The 14,449-nt window shown below is 63.6% G+C and carries 13 protein-coding genes; 4 read left to right on the top strand and 9 right to left on the bottom strand.

What is annotated here, in order from left to right:
* Positions 1-267, top strand: a 267-nt coding sequence (locus AB4Y77_RS09850) for a hypothetical protein (protein WP_442013778.1), incomplete at its 5' end; no start/stop codon positions are given.
* Between the two features lie 83 nt (positions 268-350).
* Here the strand turns inward: AB4Y77_RS09850 and AB4Y77_RS09845 are convergent.
* Positions 351-542 carry a YegP family protein gene (locus AB4Y77_RS09845; RefSeq protein WP_311215412.1) on the bottom strand — a complete coding sequence of 64 codons (192 nt, stop codon included), beginning with the start codon at positions 540-542 and terminating at the stop codon, positions 351-353.
* Between the two features lie 161 nt (positions 543-703).
* On the opposite strand from AB4Y77_RS09845, the gene nboR reads away from it, so the two are divergent.
* The gene (gene nboR / locus AB4Y77_RS09840; protein ID WP_311215411.1) at positions 704-1,342 is read left to right on the top strand and encodes a nicotine blue oxidoreductase; all 639 of its coding nucleotides are present in this window, start codon (positions 704-706) and stop codon (positions 1,340-1,342) included.
* Between the two features lie 41 nt (positions 1,343-1,383).
* Positions 1,384-1,869, top strand: coding sequence for a GNAT family N-acetyltransferase (locus AB4Y77_RS09835; RefSeq protein ID WP_442013777.1), 486 nt, complete (start codon positions 1,384-1,386; stop codon positions 1,867-1,869).
* On the opposite strand, the gene AB4Y77_RS09830 is transcribed toward AB4Y77_RS09835, so the two are convergent.
* The 5 genes from AB4Y77_RS09830 to AB4Y77_RS09810 form a co-directional block, all read right to left on the bottom strand.
* Positions 1,866-4,718: a molybdopterin-dependent oxidoreductase gene (locus AB4Y77_RS09830; RefSeq protein ID WP_442013776.1), complete on the bottom strand. Its 2,853-nt coding sequence runs from the start codon at positions 4,716-4,718 to the stop codon at positions 1,866-1,868. The two genes, AB4Y77_RS09835 and AB4Y77_RS09830, sit on opposite strands and share 4 nt — an antisense overlap.
* Positions 4,708-5,646 carry an FAD binding domain-containing protein gene (locus AB4Y77_RS09825; protein WP_442013775.1) on the bottom strand — a complete coding sequence of 313 codons (939 nt, stop codon included), beginning with the start codon at positions 5,644-5,646 and terminating at the stop codon, positions 4,708-4,710. Before AB4Y77_RS09825 ends, AB4Y77_RS09830 begins: the two co-directional genes overlap by 11 nt.
* The gene (locus tag AB4Y77_RS09820) at positions 5,637-6,971 is read right to left on the bottom strand and encodes an XdhC family protein (RefSeq protein ID WP_442013774.1); all 1,335 of its coding nucleotides are present in this window, start codon (positions 6,969-6,971) and stop codon (positions 5,637-5,639) included. Before AB4Y77_RS09820 ends, AB4Y77_RS09825 begins: the two co-directional genes overlap by 10 nt.
* Positions 6,972-7,301: 330 nt before the next feature.
* Positions 7,302-8,858: an NCS2 family permease gene (locus tag AB4Y77_RS09815; protein ID WP_396136351.1), complete on the bottom strand. Its 1,557-nt coding sequence runs from the start codon at positions 8,856-8,858 to the stop codon at positions 7,302-7,304.
* Between the two features lie 15 nt (positions 8,859-8,873).
* Positions 8,874-9,368 (bottom strand): nucleoside deaminase, encoded by a 495-nt coding sequence (locus AB4Y77_RS09810; protein WP_017200639.1) that lies wholly within the window; start codon positions 9,366-9,368, stop codon positions 8,874-8,876.
* Positions 9,369-9,780: 412 nt separating this feature from the next.
* On the opposite strand from AB4Y77_RS09810, the gene AB4Y77_RS09805 reads away from it, so the two are divergent.
* A complete protein-coding gene (locus AB4Y77_RS09805; RefSeq protein WP_311215405.1) occupies positions 9,781-11,124 on the top strand; it encodes an 8-oxoguanine deaminase in 1,344 nt (447 codons plus the stop codon).
* A 110-nt stretch (positions 11,125-11,234) separates the two neighbouring features.
* On the opposite strand, the gene AB4Y77_RS09800 is transcribed toward AB4Y77_RS09805, so the two are convergent.
* The 3 genes from AB4Y77_RS09800 to AB4Y77_RS09790 all read right to left on the bottom strand — a co-directional run bounded on the left by AB4Y77_RS09800 (position 11,235) and on the right by AB4Y77_RS09790 (position 14,105).
* The gene (locus AB4Y77_RS09800) at positions 11,235-12,323 is read right to left on the bottom strand and encodes a hypothetical protein (RefSeq protein WP_442013773.1); all 1,089 of its coding nucleotides are present in this window, start codon (positions 12,321-12,323) and stop codon (positions 11,235-11,237) included.
* 67 nt (positions 12,324-12,390) lie between these two features.
* Complete coding sequence (locus AB4Y77_RS09795; RefSeq protein ID WP_442013772.1) at positions 12,391-12,876, bottom strand: hypothetical protein; 486 nt, start codon at positions 12,874-12,876, stop codon at positions 12,391-12,393.
* A gap of 293 nt (positions 12,877-13,169) precedes the next feature.
* Positions 13,170-14,105, bottom strand: a complete 936-nt coding sequence (locus AB4Y77_RS09790; protein WP_442013771.1) for a type IV toxin-antitoxin system AbiEi family antitoxin domain-containing protein — start codon at positions 14,103-14,105, stop codon at positions 13,170-13,172.
* Positions 14,106-14,449 lie beyond the last annotated feature (344 nt).

Below are 14,449 nucleotides of genomic sequence, written 5' to 3'. Positions count from 1 at the left end.
TACATGAAAGCCGTCCCCGACCAAATCCGCCAATACATCCCCAACGACTTCGCCTCCCTCGGAGCAGACGGCTTCGGCTTCTCCGACACCCGCCAAGCCGCACGCCGCTACTTCAAAAACGACACCCACTCCATCGTCGCCAAAACCCTCCAGTTGCTGGCGGCGAGGGGCGAGGTCGATGAGGGCGCGCCGTCGTACGCTATTGACCGCTACAAACTGCTCGACGTGAACGCCGGTACCACCGGCGGAGCAGGCGGCGACGCCTAACAACCGCACAAACGACAGTTGGCGGCAGTGTTCGTGAAGAACACTGCCGCCAACTGTGTTTCGCGGGTTTCTTGGGCCCGGACCTAGGTCCCCAGGTTCCTCCGGTCCACCACAAAGCCGGTTGCCGCGTTTTCGCGGACGGCGTTGATGCCGGCCACTACGGCCTTCAGGTTCGGAAATTGTGGCGACACTGCCACAATCGTGCCGTCCTCGGCGGTGAGCCTAAACCGGAATGAGTTGGATCCTGCCTTCAGAATTTCGAAATTGCCAGCCATTTTCCCCTGTTCTTTCACGCGTCGTTGCGCCTCCGAGCTGACTTCATAACTCCCACCTAGACGATATCGGCCATTTCAGACGGCCAAAAGCCCTACTGATGGGTAATTTACAACCGATATCGGTAGAACATTTCGAAAGCCCCCAAGGAGCTAGAGACCGCATGCAACCCCGCGCGTATCGTGAGGATATGACTGACTCCGGCATGGCCCCCACCACGGGTGTGCTCCTCGCTGCAGGGGCCGGCACCCGCTTGGGCCGCGGCCCCAAGGCGCTGCTCCCGTTCCGCGGCCGGACTTTGGTGGAGGTTCTCGCCAACACCCTGTTCGACGGCGGCTGCCGCGAGGTTGTGGTGGTGCTGGGCGCCGAAGCCGACCGTGTCAGAAGCATCACGGATCTGGGCCCCTACGTGGTGGTAGAGAACGAGCAGTGGGGCAAAGGCATGGCGGGCTCTTTCCGCGCCGGAATCGACGCCGCCACCCCTGGCAACAGCATCATGGTGGCGCTGGTGGACCAGCCCGGTTTAACCCCGACGGCGGTGAGCAGGCTGCTGGGCAGCCACCGTCCCGGCCGGGTCACCGCAGCCGCTTATCCTGATGAGTCAGGCCACCTGAAGCGCAGGCACCCGGTGATTTTCGACGTCGGACTCCGCGCCGAAGCCGCTGCGGCGGCGCACGGTGACACCGGTGCGCGATCGTTCCTGAAGGCGCATCCGGGCCTCGTGGACCTGGTGGACTGCAGCGACCTTTGCTCCGGCGAGGATCTGGACACAAAGGACCAACTGCACCTGCTGGAGATGTAAGTATTGGTGCCTGGGTCAAGGGCCCGGGTAACTTGGGACGCATGATCCGCATCGACCTTGACGATCCCGCACGCCCCGATGTCCACCAACTCCTCAGCGAGCACCTGGCCGATATGTTCGCCACCTCCCCGGCAGAGAGCGTGCATGCGCTGGACCACTCGGCGTTGTCGCACGGGTCCATCACGTTCTGGACTGCCCGCGAGGACGGGGTCTTGTTGGGATGCGGTGCCTTGAAGACGCTCTCCGCCGGGCAGGCCGAGATCAAGTCCATGCGCACCACGGCCAACGCGCGGGGACGCGGAGTGGCCACCTTGATGCTGGAGCACATCGTGTCCGAAGCCCGTGGGCGCGGGTTCGAGCGCGTGAGCCTGGAAACGGGAACCGAGGATTACTTCGCTCCCGCCCGCCGGTTGTATGCCCGGCACGGCTTCACCGAATGCCCGCCATTCGGGGACTACACCATGGATCCCAACAGTGTGTTCTTGAGGTCGTTCCCAGCGCTGGGAACGACCTCAACTGCGACCTAGTTGGGGATCAGGGTGCGGTCGCGGAGGGCCAGGTAGATCTTGTCCCGGGCAATGGGCAGCTCGCCGAAACGGATCCCTGTTGCGTTGCGGATCGCGTTGGCCAGTGCCGGCGCCACGGGGTTGAACGGGCTCTCGCTCATCGACTTTGCACCCAGCGGGCCCGTGGAGTCGTTGGTGGTGGCGAAGTACACCTCGCTCCGGGGCACGTCCGCGAACGACGGAATGTGATACTGCCGCAGGATATCCGTGGTGACCCGTCCGGCGTCGTCCACTTTCACTTCCTCGTACAGCACCGCGCCGAGGGCCTGCGCAATGCCACCCTCGATCTGCCCACGGCACTGCCGCGGATTCACCACAACACCGGCGTCGGCGGCCTGGACACTTTGCAGGATCCGCAGCTCACCGGTTCCCGTATTAACAGCCACCCGGAAGCCATGGACGTTGAACGCGACCGATCGCGGCGTCCCACCCCAGTTGCCGTCGGTGGCGAGTCGAACGCCTTGCAGCCGGGCTGCGTCGACGATTTCCGTCAGTGTCACCGTGCGGTCACCGCATTCGACGGCGCCATCCACCAACCGGCAATCCGTCAGGGCCGCCCCGGTCAGCGAGGCGGCCACCGTCTGGATCCGGGTGGCCAGTTCCAGCGCGGCACCGAGTGTCGCCTTGCCGGCCACCACGGTTCCGGCCGATCCAAACGCGCCGGTGTCGTGCTCCAGGAGATCTGTATCGGACTGGCGGACCGCCACCTTTGACGCTGTGGTGGCCAGGGCCGTGGCAGCCAGTTGCGCATGCACCGTTGTGGTGCCGTTCCCGAATTCGGCAGTACCGACGTCGACGGCGAACCTTCCGTTCGCTTCCAGGCTCACCCGGGTGTGGGCGAAGTGGCCGCGCGGCGGAACGGTGTCGATCATGGACAGGGCTGAGCCCTCCCCCACCACCCAGTCCGGACCGAGGTCGTCCAGGCCAGCGGCCCGGTAGCGCTCCTTGCCGCGGTCCAAAGCATCCCGGACCAAAGCCACGCACTGGTCCAAGCCGTAGCTGCCGTAGTGGACGTCTTCCTCGGGCTCGGGCGTGGTGGACAGCATGTGATCGCCGGGCCGGACCATGTTCTTGAGCCGGAACTCGAGCGGATCCATGCCGATGCCGACAGCCAGCTCATCAATGGCCGACTCGATCGCGAAGATCATCTGGCTCAGCCCATACCCCCGGAAAGCACCCGCGGGGACGGTGTTGGTGTAGACGGCGTGGGCATCCACTTTCTTGTTCACGCACTTGTAGACGGCCAAGGATTCTCCGCAGCCGTGGAACATCACACCGGGAGCGTGGTTTCCGTAGGCACCGGTGTTGGTGAGGACGTTCAGCTGCAGCGCAGTGAGGGAACCATCGCGGCTGGCGCCCGCCTTGAGGTGAATGGTGAAGGGATGGCGCGTAGTGGTTGCCGTGAACTGTTCCGTGCGGGTGAACTCCAGCTGCACGGGCCGCTTAAGTTTCAGGGCGGCGAGAGCCACCAGGTCCTCGGTCAGCACTTCCTGCTTGCCTCCGAAACCGCCGCCGACCCGGCCTGCCACCACACGGATGGTCTCCGGTGCCAGGTTGAACACCCGGCTCAAGGTCCGCTTCACCAGGAACGGAACCTGCGTGGACGAACGGATGATCAGCCTGCCTTCCTCATCCAGCCAGGCAATGGCCGAGTGCGTTTCCATGGCCACGTGCTGCACCCGTTGGGTTTGGTACGTGTGCTCGTGGATGAAGTCTGCAGCAGCGAAGCCATCAGCAACGCTGCCCAGTTCGGCATGGACCTCGGCCACCACGTTGTGGTGGGGGCGCGAGATCCGGGACGCTTCGCCATCCTTCTCCCCGTGAATCGTCGGGGCACCGGGAAGGATGGCCTCTTGAGGGGTGAAGACCGGTTCCAGCAGTTCGTACTGAACGGCCAAGGCGCGGGCGCCGGCCTCAGCCGCACCCACGGACTCGGCGACGACGGCCGCAACGCGCTGTCCGATAAACCGCACCACGTTGTCCAGTACACGGGTGTCGTCGGGATCGTCGGTGTAATTCTCATGCTGGGCAGTGGAGAACAGCTGCTGCGGTGCGTCCTCATGCGTAAACACCGCCACGACGCCGGGGACAGCCAGCGCCGGAGCCTTGTCAATGGACACGATCCGCGCGTGGGGGTGCGGCGAACGCAGGAGTTTCAGGTGCAGCAAACCCTGGAGTTGCTCGGTCGGTACATCCAAGGTGTACCGGGCCGTTCCAGTGACGATGGCCGGGCCGGCGGGTGCGGGAACGTTGTCGCCGAGTTGACCGGGCGTGGCGGGCACGACCGCCGTGGGAACAGCGGCAGGTGGCTGCGCTCCCGAAACTGAACGCGCCCCCGAAACGTCAGCTCCGGCGTCGTGCTGGTGGTCGGCTCCGTTGTTGCCGCCGTGACCACACACCGCGTCTGCGATGGAGCGATATCCGGTACAGCGGCACAGGTTTCCCTTGAGGTTGCGGGGCAGGTTGGCGCGTTGCTCGTCGTCGAACGTTGCAGCCGTCATCATCATGCCGGCGGTGCAGAAACCGCACTGGAACCCCTGGGCTTCCAGGAACTGCTCCTGCACAGGGTGGAGGCCGTCTGCGGTGGACAAGCCCTCGATGGTGGTGACTGCTTTGCCCTCGGCACGGACTGCCGGGTAGATGCAGCTGTGGACGGGAGTGCCGTCAACATGGACCGTGCAGGCTCCGCAGTCGCCGCCGTCGCAGCCCTTCTTGACGCCAAAGTTGCCCTCTTCGCGGAGGAATGTGCGGAGGCACTGGCCGGGGCGGGGTGTGGCCTGCGAGGCAGATCCGTTGATCTCAATTGCCATTCGGGGCCTCCTTCTGCTGGGTGGTGGATGGTACGGGCTGCGTGGACGGCTGGGGTGAGGTGTTGTGTGGTGGCCAGAAATCGCCGGACACGGTCATGGACTCGCCCAGCAGCTCGGCGCGGATTTCTTCGGCCAGCTTGAACGTCATGTCGCGGCGCCAGGCAGGGAGCCCGTGGATGTCGTCGTGGTACAGCGGCCAGGGAATGGAATCGCCGACGGCGTCAGCCAACGTCCCGGCGTCGGGAACCTGCCCGGCGGGGAACCTCAGTTGTACGGGCCTTTTGGTGGACGCGGTGACGGTGATGACCAGGCCGCCGTCGGGGTCGAGCCGCCCGATCAGCAGCACGCCTGAGCGCCCGAGGTTGCTGAGTGACAAACGCCGGAAAGCAACCCTCGCGGAAAGGGCGCTGGCGGGGAGGTGGATGCTGCGCAGCAACTCCCCCGGCTCAAGGGCAGTCTGCATATCACCCGTCACGACGTCGGACACAGGAATCTTCCGGCTGGTGCCGTCCGGGCCGAGGATGGTGGTGACGCCGTCCAGTCCGGCGCACAACGATGTCATGGGCCCTGCCGGGAGGCCGGTGCAAATGTTGCCGCCCACCGTGGACATGTTCCAAATCTTGAACGAGGCCACGAACGAATCGCAGCACGGGCGGATCAGGGCCAAGCCAGGCCATTCACGGCTGGCTGTTTCGGCGGTTTGCGGCAAGGCGTACAGCTCGGCAACGGTGCAGGTGGCGGCAAGTTCGATGCCCTCGTCCGTCACTGTCACGGCGGGCCAACCGGCCTCGCCAAGGTCAAGGAGGCGCTTGAGGACGGTGCTTCCGTAGGAGAAGAGGACCGTTCCACCGGCGAGCCAGGCATCGCCGTCGCGCCATTGTGCCGGGTCCGTGGTGGGGACCACGGCCTCGATGGTGTTCATGTCCATGGGTCCTCCTGAGTGAGGTGTTGAGGTGCTGGGTGGATCGGAGCCGGGTGAATCGGGCCGGTGCTGTCCTTGAGGGAGGGGAAGCCGGCCGTGCTGGCCCCACGCTCCGCGGCGGCCGCCCCGCGTTCAGCCACGATTTCCGCCGTGATGGAAACGGCCACTTCCGCGGGGGTCACGGCGCCAAGGTTCAGTCCAATGGGCGAATGCAGCCGTTCCAAGGACTCCGGTGGCGTGCCTGCCTCGAGCAGGGCGTCGACCCGTTGCCGATGGCTTCTGCGGGATCCCATCGCCCCGACGTATGCCAGGTTGAACCGGAGGGCGGTCTCCAGCAAGGGAATATCAAACTTGGGGTCGTGGGTCAGGACGCACACCACGGTCCGGTTGTCGATGCGGCGGGCTGCTGCTTCGGCTTCCACATAGCGGTGCGGCCAGTCGGTCACCACCTGGTCTGCCCCCGCGAAGCGGCTTTGTCGGGCGAAGGCAGGCCGGGCGTCGCAGAGGGTGACGTTGTAGCCGAGCAGTTGTCCGGCGGGGACTAACGCTGCGCCAAAGTCGTTGGCACCAAAGATCAGCATTCGCGCGGCCGGCAAGCGGCTTTCGACGAACAAAGTGATGGGCTCCGGCTGGGTTTCCTCTTCCTGGTGCTCCGCTGCCCACCTGTCCGTGGTGACCCAACCATCGATGCAGCCCTCGGGCGGGGCGAGCCTGATCAAGCCGGCACGTCCGCCTTGGAGCAGCGGCTCTACCTGGGCGGCGGCCGCGAAGAGTGTGGAGGGGTGGTCGCCCACCAGCTTGGCCAGTTCCTCCGATTCCATCGCGCGGAACCTCACAGGATCATGCACGACGACGACACCACCTACCGCGTCCAGCCTGCGGATCAGTGCCACGGCAGGGTGGGCTTCGGCGGCGTGTGCTTGGGCAGGGTGTGCCGTGGTGGACTGGCCTTGGAAGGATGACAGTCCGGAGAAAACCGATAGTTCAGTGAAAGCGGAAAGCTCCGGAGAGCCTGCTCCGAGCGGCTGGATGTGGACTTCCAGTTCTCCTCCACAGGTGAGCCCTGCTGCGAAGGCGTCCTCGGAACTGTAGCCGAACGACTCAAGGCGGGGGCCGCCGTCGCGCATTGCTTCCAGGGCTGCTTCCACCACGGCACCTTCCACGCAGCCTCCGGACAGGCTGCCGAGGATTTCGCCATGTTCGGAGACCATCATGGAGGTCCCCATGGGCCGTGGCACGGAGCCGCCGGTCCCTACGATCGTGGCCACAGCACATCGCTGGCCGGAGACCGCAGGCCGCCAGCTGCCCAGTGAAGGCATCAGATCCAGCATGGCAACACGTCCTTTTTCCAGGTGTCCCGGCCGGGTGGCCCAGCCGGAGCAGTGCGCGATCTTGCCTCATATTCTCATTTCCAGAGGTTGTTGAGGGGAAGTCGCGGCTAAGTCAGTAAGAGTTCAGTCATTCAGAGTTCATGGGAACGGGGGCAAGGGCTTCATCTCCCTGCCCCCGTTCCTTGACGGAGCGTCGGCCGCCCAGCCGCCGCCCGCCGTCGTGCCCGTATCAAGGGGACGACGACAGCGGACGCCTATTCGTGCGGTGGGTACCGACGGACCGCCGATCAGAGTGCCGGAATGTCCGCCGGCGCGGGGTGCGGCTCCGGGTCAGACGCCCATCAGGGCGTTGATGGGGCCGCGGGCGAAGTAGATGATGAAGCCTGCCGTGACCACCCACATGAGCGGGTGGACCTTTTTGGCCTTGCCCGATGCCGCGCTGATCACGGCGAAGGAGATGAATCCGACGCCGATGCCGTTCGCGATCGAGTAGGTCAGCGGCATGGTCACGATGGTCAGGAACGCAGGGAGGGCGATCGAGAACTTGGTGAACTTGATCTCGCGGATCTGCGCCATCATCATTGCACCCACCACCACCAGGGCTGCTGCCGCAACTTCCAGCGGCACCACCGAAGTGAGCGGGGTGAAGAACATCGACCCCAGGAACAACAGGCCGGTGACCACGGAAGCCAGGCCGGTACGGGCACCTTCACCGATGCCGGCTGCGGAGTCGATGTACACGGTGTTGGATGAACCGGAGGTTGCGCCACCCACTACTGCGCCCATGCCTTCAACAATGAAGGCCGACTTCAGCTTGGGGAACGTCCCGTCCTTGTGTGCCACACCAGCGCTCTTGGCCAGGCCCGTCATGGTGCCCATAGCGTCGAAGAAGTTGGTGAACACCAGGGTGAAGACCAACATGGTCGCAGCCAATCCGCCGATCCTGGCGAAGGAACCGAAGAGATCGAACTGGCCCACCAGGCTGAGGTCCGGGACGGACACCAACTGGCTGGACAGGATGGGGACGTTGAGGTGCCAGCCGCCCGGGTTCTCAGCTGAGCCGGGACCGATGTGGAAGACAGCCTCGGCAACGGCGGCGAGGATGGTGGTGGCGACGATGCCGATCAGCAGGCCGCCCTGGATTTTGCGTGCCACGAGGATGCCCATGGTCAGCAATCCGATGATGAAGACAAGGGTGGGGATGGAGGTGATGGAGCCGTTGTCGCCGAGTTGAACCGGCGGACCGCCCGTGGTGGCACGGACAAAGCCGGAGTCGACAAAGCCGATGAAGGCGATGAACAAGCCGATGCCCACGGTAATGGCGGCCTTCAGCTCCTTGGGGACTGCCTTGAAGATCGCCGTCCGGGCGCCGGTGGCACCGAAGATGACAATCAGGATGCCATTGATGACCACCAGTCCCATGGCTTCGGGCCACGTGACTTCCTGGATGACCGCGACGGCCAGGAAGGAGTTGATGCCCAAGCCGGCCGCGAGGCCGAAGGGCAGGTTGGCGACGAGACCGAAAATGATGGTCATGACGCCGGCAGTCAGGCCCGTAACAGCGCCGACCTGTGCAGCTGAGAGCCAGCCGCCGGCGACGTCGGTGGGAGCGTTCTCGGCCGAGAAGCCGCCAAGGATCAGCGGGTTCAGGATGACGATGTACGCCATGGTGAAGAACGTGACCAGGCCGCCGCGGAATTCACGGGCCAGCGTGGATCCACGCTTGGAGATCTGGAAGAACTTGTCCAGGAAGGAGTTCGACACCGGGGGCTTCTTGTTGCCATCAGCCAGGCCGGTTGCCGTGTGCTTTGCCGCTGTGGGCTCTGCGCCGTCTCCCTGGGGAAAGAGCGCAGCCTGCTTCTCAGCGGAATTGTCCAGGATTGTCATGTCAGCCACCGGGCCCTAGTAGTCAATCCTGGAATCAAGCGTGTTCCAGGTGTTGAACGGCTGGAGGGCCGCCGGAGCCTGGGGATCGCCCAGTTCCAGCTTGGCTACCGGCATCAGCGCGTCCCGGTTGTCGTTCTCGAAGTACTCGTAGAAGACAGCGTCATCGAAACCGACGGATGCGGCGTCGTGACGGTCTGCGGCAAAGAACACGCGGTCAACGCGTGCCCAGAGTGCGGAGGCCAAGCACATGGGGCATGGCTCGCAGCTGGTATAGAGGGTTGCTCCGCTGAGATCGAAGGTCCCCAGTTCGCGGCATGCGTTACGGATGGCCGTGACTTCTGCGTGTGCGGTGGGATCATTCGTGGCGGTGACGCGGTTGACGCCTTCGAAGGCTCGTCCGTCCGCGGTGACAATGACGGCGCCGAACGGGCCCCCACTGTTAAGGACATTGGCTGTTGCCAGCTCAATGGATGTGGCCAGGAATTGCTCGGCCGTGACGGTTGTACTCATGTTGCGACTTCCTTAGTGCTGAGGAAGCCAGGTGACCTGTTTGGGGGCGCTACAGAGATGAGCTCCAGTTAGCTTGGTTACCAGGCTTCAGCATGTGCGATGAAGGTTAAGTTGCGCCTGGTAGATAGCTTCCCGAGGTCCGGGTGCCCGCCTTTGGCAGTTAGAGCGTAACACCACGTTTGTGAGCCGCGCCATAGTTTTTTGAAAACTTAATTTCGTCATGCGAAATTACTGATGCTGCGGGGCTGGTGCCCGATTGTGACCGCAGGCACCCCGCGGGCGTTGACTGCCGCCGTCGAGCATTCTACGCTTTTCGGACTGGGCCGCTTTCTGGCGGTCCGGCAACCTGGATCAGCAGACAGGGCCTAACTGAGCTGGAACGCGTACACGCCGACCAGACAAGGAACCTGTTATGACCCGTCTTTGGATCAAGAATCCGCTGGGAATTTTCACCGCAAACGACCTCGACGCCGGTGGCGGCTTGGTGGTTTCCGACGGGAAAATCGTAGAGCTGGTGCCGTCGGGCGGACAGCCTTCGTCTCCCGCCACCGTCTTTGACGCCTCCTCCCACGTGGTTCTGCCCGGCCTCATCAACACGCACCACCACTTCTACCAAACCCTCACCCGCGCGTGGGGGCCCGTGGCCAACGCTCCCCTGTTCCCGTGGCTCCAGAATCTCTACCCCGTGTGGGCGCGGTTGACCCCCCGCAGCCTTGAACTTGCCGTGCAGGTTGCGCTGGCTGAGCTGCTGCTTTCCGGCTGCACCACCGCCGCCGACCACCACTACCTCTTCCCCGACGGCATGGAAGACGCCATCGACATTGAGGTGGCAGCCGTGCGATCCATGGGAATGCGCGCCACCTTGACCCGCGGGTCCATGACCTTGGGAGAGGACGACGGCGGGCTGCCGCCCAGGACCACGGTCCAGTCACCTGAGGCGATCCTTGCGGACAGCGAGCGGCTGATTCGTCAGTACCACGAAACCGGCGATGGGGCCGTGGTGCAGATCGCGCTTGCCCCGTGCTCACCCTTCTCCGTGACCAAGGAAATCATGGCCGAATCTGCGGCCATGGCTGAGCGGTTCGATGTCCGGCTGCACACGCACCTCGCTGAGACGATCGACGAAGAAGACTTCTGCAAATCCATGTTCGGGCTGCGGACCGTGGACTATCTGGAGTCCGTGGGCTGGTTGGGCAACCGGACCTGGCTGGGCCACGGCATCCACTTCAACGACGAGGAGATTGCGCGGCTGGGAGCCGCGGGCACCGCCGTCGCGCATTGCCCCACCTCCAACATGCGCCTGGCCTCCGGAACCGCACGGGTCCTGGAACTCGAAGCAGCGGGTGTCCCGGTTGGGCTGGGAGTGGACGGATCGGCGTCGAACGATGCCTCCAACATGATCCTCGAAGCCCGGCAGGCACTGTATTTGCAGCGGCTCCGCTACGGCGCTTCGGTTCCCGTGGAACGCGCGCTCGGCTGGGCAACGCGTGGGTCGGCTGCAGTTCTGGGTCGCTCCGATATTGGACAGCTGGCCCCGGGGCTTCAGGCGGATTTGGCCCTATTCAAGCCCGACGAGCTGCGTTTCTCCGGCAGCCACGACCCCGTAGCTGCGTTGCTGCTCTGCGGGGCAGACCGGGCCGACCGGGTGATGGTGGGCGGTGTTTGGAGGGTTGTTGATGGCGCGATTCCACGGCTGGACGTTGCCGGGCTGATTGCTGAGCACTCGGCTGCGGCCCGGAAGTTGGTTGCGGGGTAGCTCTGGCTTCCCCCTTGCGCGAAATCGCCGGAACGCTGCCCCTTCGCAGGGAACGTTCCGGCGATTTCGCTGGTTTCCAGCGACTTCGTTTGCCGATGGCGAGAAGTTTCCTAGATGGTGACCTTGTAGACGTGATGCGTGTACTCGTTGGCGAACGAGTCCGTGAACTTTCCGTTTTGGACAGAGATGGTGCGGTTCTCACCCACCACCTCCACCTGCGTACCGGTAATCCCGGCCGGAAGAGTGAACGTCTTGGCGCCGGTAGCACCATTCACACCGATCCCAGCGAAGAGATATGCACTCCCATCCTTCGCTTTGAGCATCGTGTCCGTGCCCGTGGCGCCCGCGTTCCACACATAACTCTGCGTATTAAGTACAGGTGCCAAGGCCTGGATGCCGGCAAGGGCAGTCTTGATCTTTGCCTTCCGGTCAGCCGGAGCCTGTACCAGTGAATACGTCCCGAAGCCCGCCTGGCCATTGTTGTTGTGTTGGAAGATACTGATCCCGCGTGCCTCGTGAATAATGCCGGACCACATAGCGCCTTCCATCTGCTCCGGTGTGATGGTGCGGTCATTGGAGGCATTCAGGAACGGGCGTGCCGACTCAACAAAAATCCAGTTCGGATGAATGCCCGGTGCCGACTGGAACTTCCGCATCTGGTCCATCTGCCAGCCATAGGCCGCCGAGGTGGCCGTCTTAGCACCCTGCGGCCATGCTGGCGTCCGATTCAATTCATCCTGCAGATCCGCCCGGGCGTACATGTAATTGTCAACGGAGGCAGCATCAACGGCAGCCATGAAGTCGTCCATCAGACCAGGCGCCCAATAGGTGCCCAGGATGCCCTTGGAATAGTTGGCAAACGCAAACCTGCCGTCATTGAAACCACGGATCTGGGCCACCTTGTTCTTCATCTGCTGAAGGTTCTGCTCATAGGTTGAACCGTTGCAGCCGAGCCCCAGCATGTCGCACTCGTCATAGGTGTCCCAGCCCACCACATTCGGATTGCTGCCCACTTCAGTGCGGGACCATTCCGTTCCGGCGATGACCAGCATTCCCGTGTTCGTAATGGAGGCCATCGTGGAGCCGTCGTGCTCTGCGTTCTGGTAGACGTTCACGCCGATGTCCTTCAGCTGGGTGGCGTGCTCAGGTTTGCCGTAATAGACGCTGACAGGGAACAGGTTGGGGTTGTTGAGCTTCACTGCGCCGGGGAACTTTGCCCAATACCCAGGGCCGCCATCCCAGGGAACCCGCGCCAGGTTGGCGAGACTACCCGTGCCCGGGGTTGGGGTTGGGGTGGCCGTGGTCGCACTCGGCGTCGGCGTCGGGGTCGCCGTCGCAGTTGCAGTACGGGTAGACGTCGGCGTGGGGGTGGGCGTCGCCGTCGGAGTTGCAGTACGGGTAGACGTCGGCGTCGGCGTCGCCGTCGCAGTTGCAGTACGGGTAGACGTCGGTGTCGGGGTGGGCGTCGCCGTCGGAGTTGCAGTGCGGGTGGGCGTCGCCGTCGGGGTTGCAGTGCGAGTAGAAGTGGGAGTCGCCGTCGGGGTTGCAGTGGTAGCAGTAGGCGACGACGTGGGTGCCGTTGCGGTTGTCGTCGGTGTCGGCGTTGGCGTCGTGCACCCAGCGAGAGCCAACGCAATCACCGCCCCAAGCATTGAGACCTTGAGTTTCATGACATGTTCCTTTGGGGTAGCAGCCACACATCGGCCGCTGCGGCGCCGGATCCCCACGCCCGGCTCGTTTGTCTCCTGCCAAGGCAGGGATTTTAGCCAGAGTGAACGTCCTGGCATAGCTCGATGACGAGCGTCAATTTTTACTCGACATGCTGCGGTGCGACGCGTGCGGCCATATGTCCGGCGCCATCGAGCGAGCAAGCGCAACCCGTCAGTCAGGGCTGCAACGACCTTGAAGACCCAAAAGGGTGGCCGTCAGCCCAGCTTACGTGAAGCCCTAAGCACCCTGCCGATTGTTACGCAGATCACATTTTGCCATTTCGATGCTTCGCTGCGCATTAGGCGGCAGGAGTCGTCTGTTGCGCAGCGAGTCATCTATCCGGCTGCGCGGAGAGCCCGCAGCACGCGAAACTTGAACTCCTGCTCCTGGAACAAGTCCCGCCACTTGATGCGAATGAACGTCCACCCGTCCTCCATCAGTGCCTTTTCGCGCTGTCGTTCGTGAAAAATGACCTCTTCCGTTGGCGCGTAGTCGAAGTACTTCACCCTGCCGTCGAACTCCAAGGCCAACTTCTTGTCGCGCCATGCAAAGTCCAAGCGATGCCTACCTGCGGTTGTTCGAACTTCCACCTGAAGTTCTGGTTGCTCAATGCGGAGTCGCATGAGAAGTTCCCGACTTAGAGTCTCGCCCGGTGACTCGGATCGGGCATCGGCATTTTTCACAGCGCGTCGCAGCGAAAGCACTCCGTTTCTGCCTGACAGCGCTGCGCACAATTGGGCCAGCCTCGTCGCATCCGCACCAATGCGGAGAGCATGATCCATCAAGACAAGGCTCTGCCGGTAGTCAAGCATCAGGCAGCAGTCCACCACCGTCCGCTCCAGCGATGTACACGGTAGTCCGTCCACAAAGACCACCTCGCCTTCCTCGAGCATTCTGGAATGGGCGACTACATCGCGGCCGTGCGAAATCGGCGACGGCGTCTTCTTCTGCGTGATGTGCACACGGTCGTCAACGTCCCACAGGAACAGGCGGTGGAGGCGAGCAGCGGAAGTATGGCTGTAGACCAAGCCCCCGCTTGACGTAGTGAGTGTCCCATGGGCGTGCGCGGCGATCAGTTGTCGGCTTCGGACCCAAGGTTTTTGCGCCGCCCAGGTCCGCCCACGAATGTAGCAGCCACGGCGGAGCCTCACCAGCACTCCCCCTCGCACTAGGGCCGCAATGGCACGGGCATTGAATCCTGCCTCGTTAAGCTCGCCCGTCCTCCACAAATCCATGACGGGTGGGAGTTCCTTGGGGGCGGTAGTAGTCATGAGCCAAGCTTCGCCAGGCCCGCGACCCAGGGACAGGCGTGCACCGCCCTATGTGGAAAAGTCCGAATCGATGGCTAGCTGCGCACTAGACGACTCCTACCGTCTACTCCGCAGCGCAGCGTCTACCCGGAGTCACTCCCGAGTTCCGAACCGACCGGGATCTCCTAAGAACCAGGACGCCTCGCGAGGCAGGCCCAGCCCGAATCGATGGCTTGCTGCGGACTAGACGACGCCTACCGTCTACTCCGCAGCGAGGCATCGAGACGGGGGCCAGGAAAGGGGCCACAGCACACAGAAGGCACGCAAAAGCGGGCGATACCTCCCCAGGTATCGCCCGCCTCGTT

The sequence above is a fragment of the Paenarthrobacter sp. YAF11_1 genome (assembly GCF_052113445.1).
Classification (GTDB): domain Bacteria; phylum Actinomycetota; class Actinomycetes; order Actinomycetales; family Micrococcaceae; genus Arthrobacter.
The sequence above is the reverse complement of the archived record's forward strand: the minus strand, read 5'-3'. Positions and strand labels throughout refer to the sequence as shown.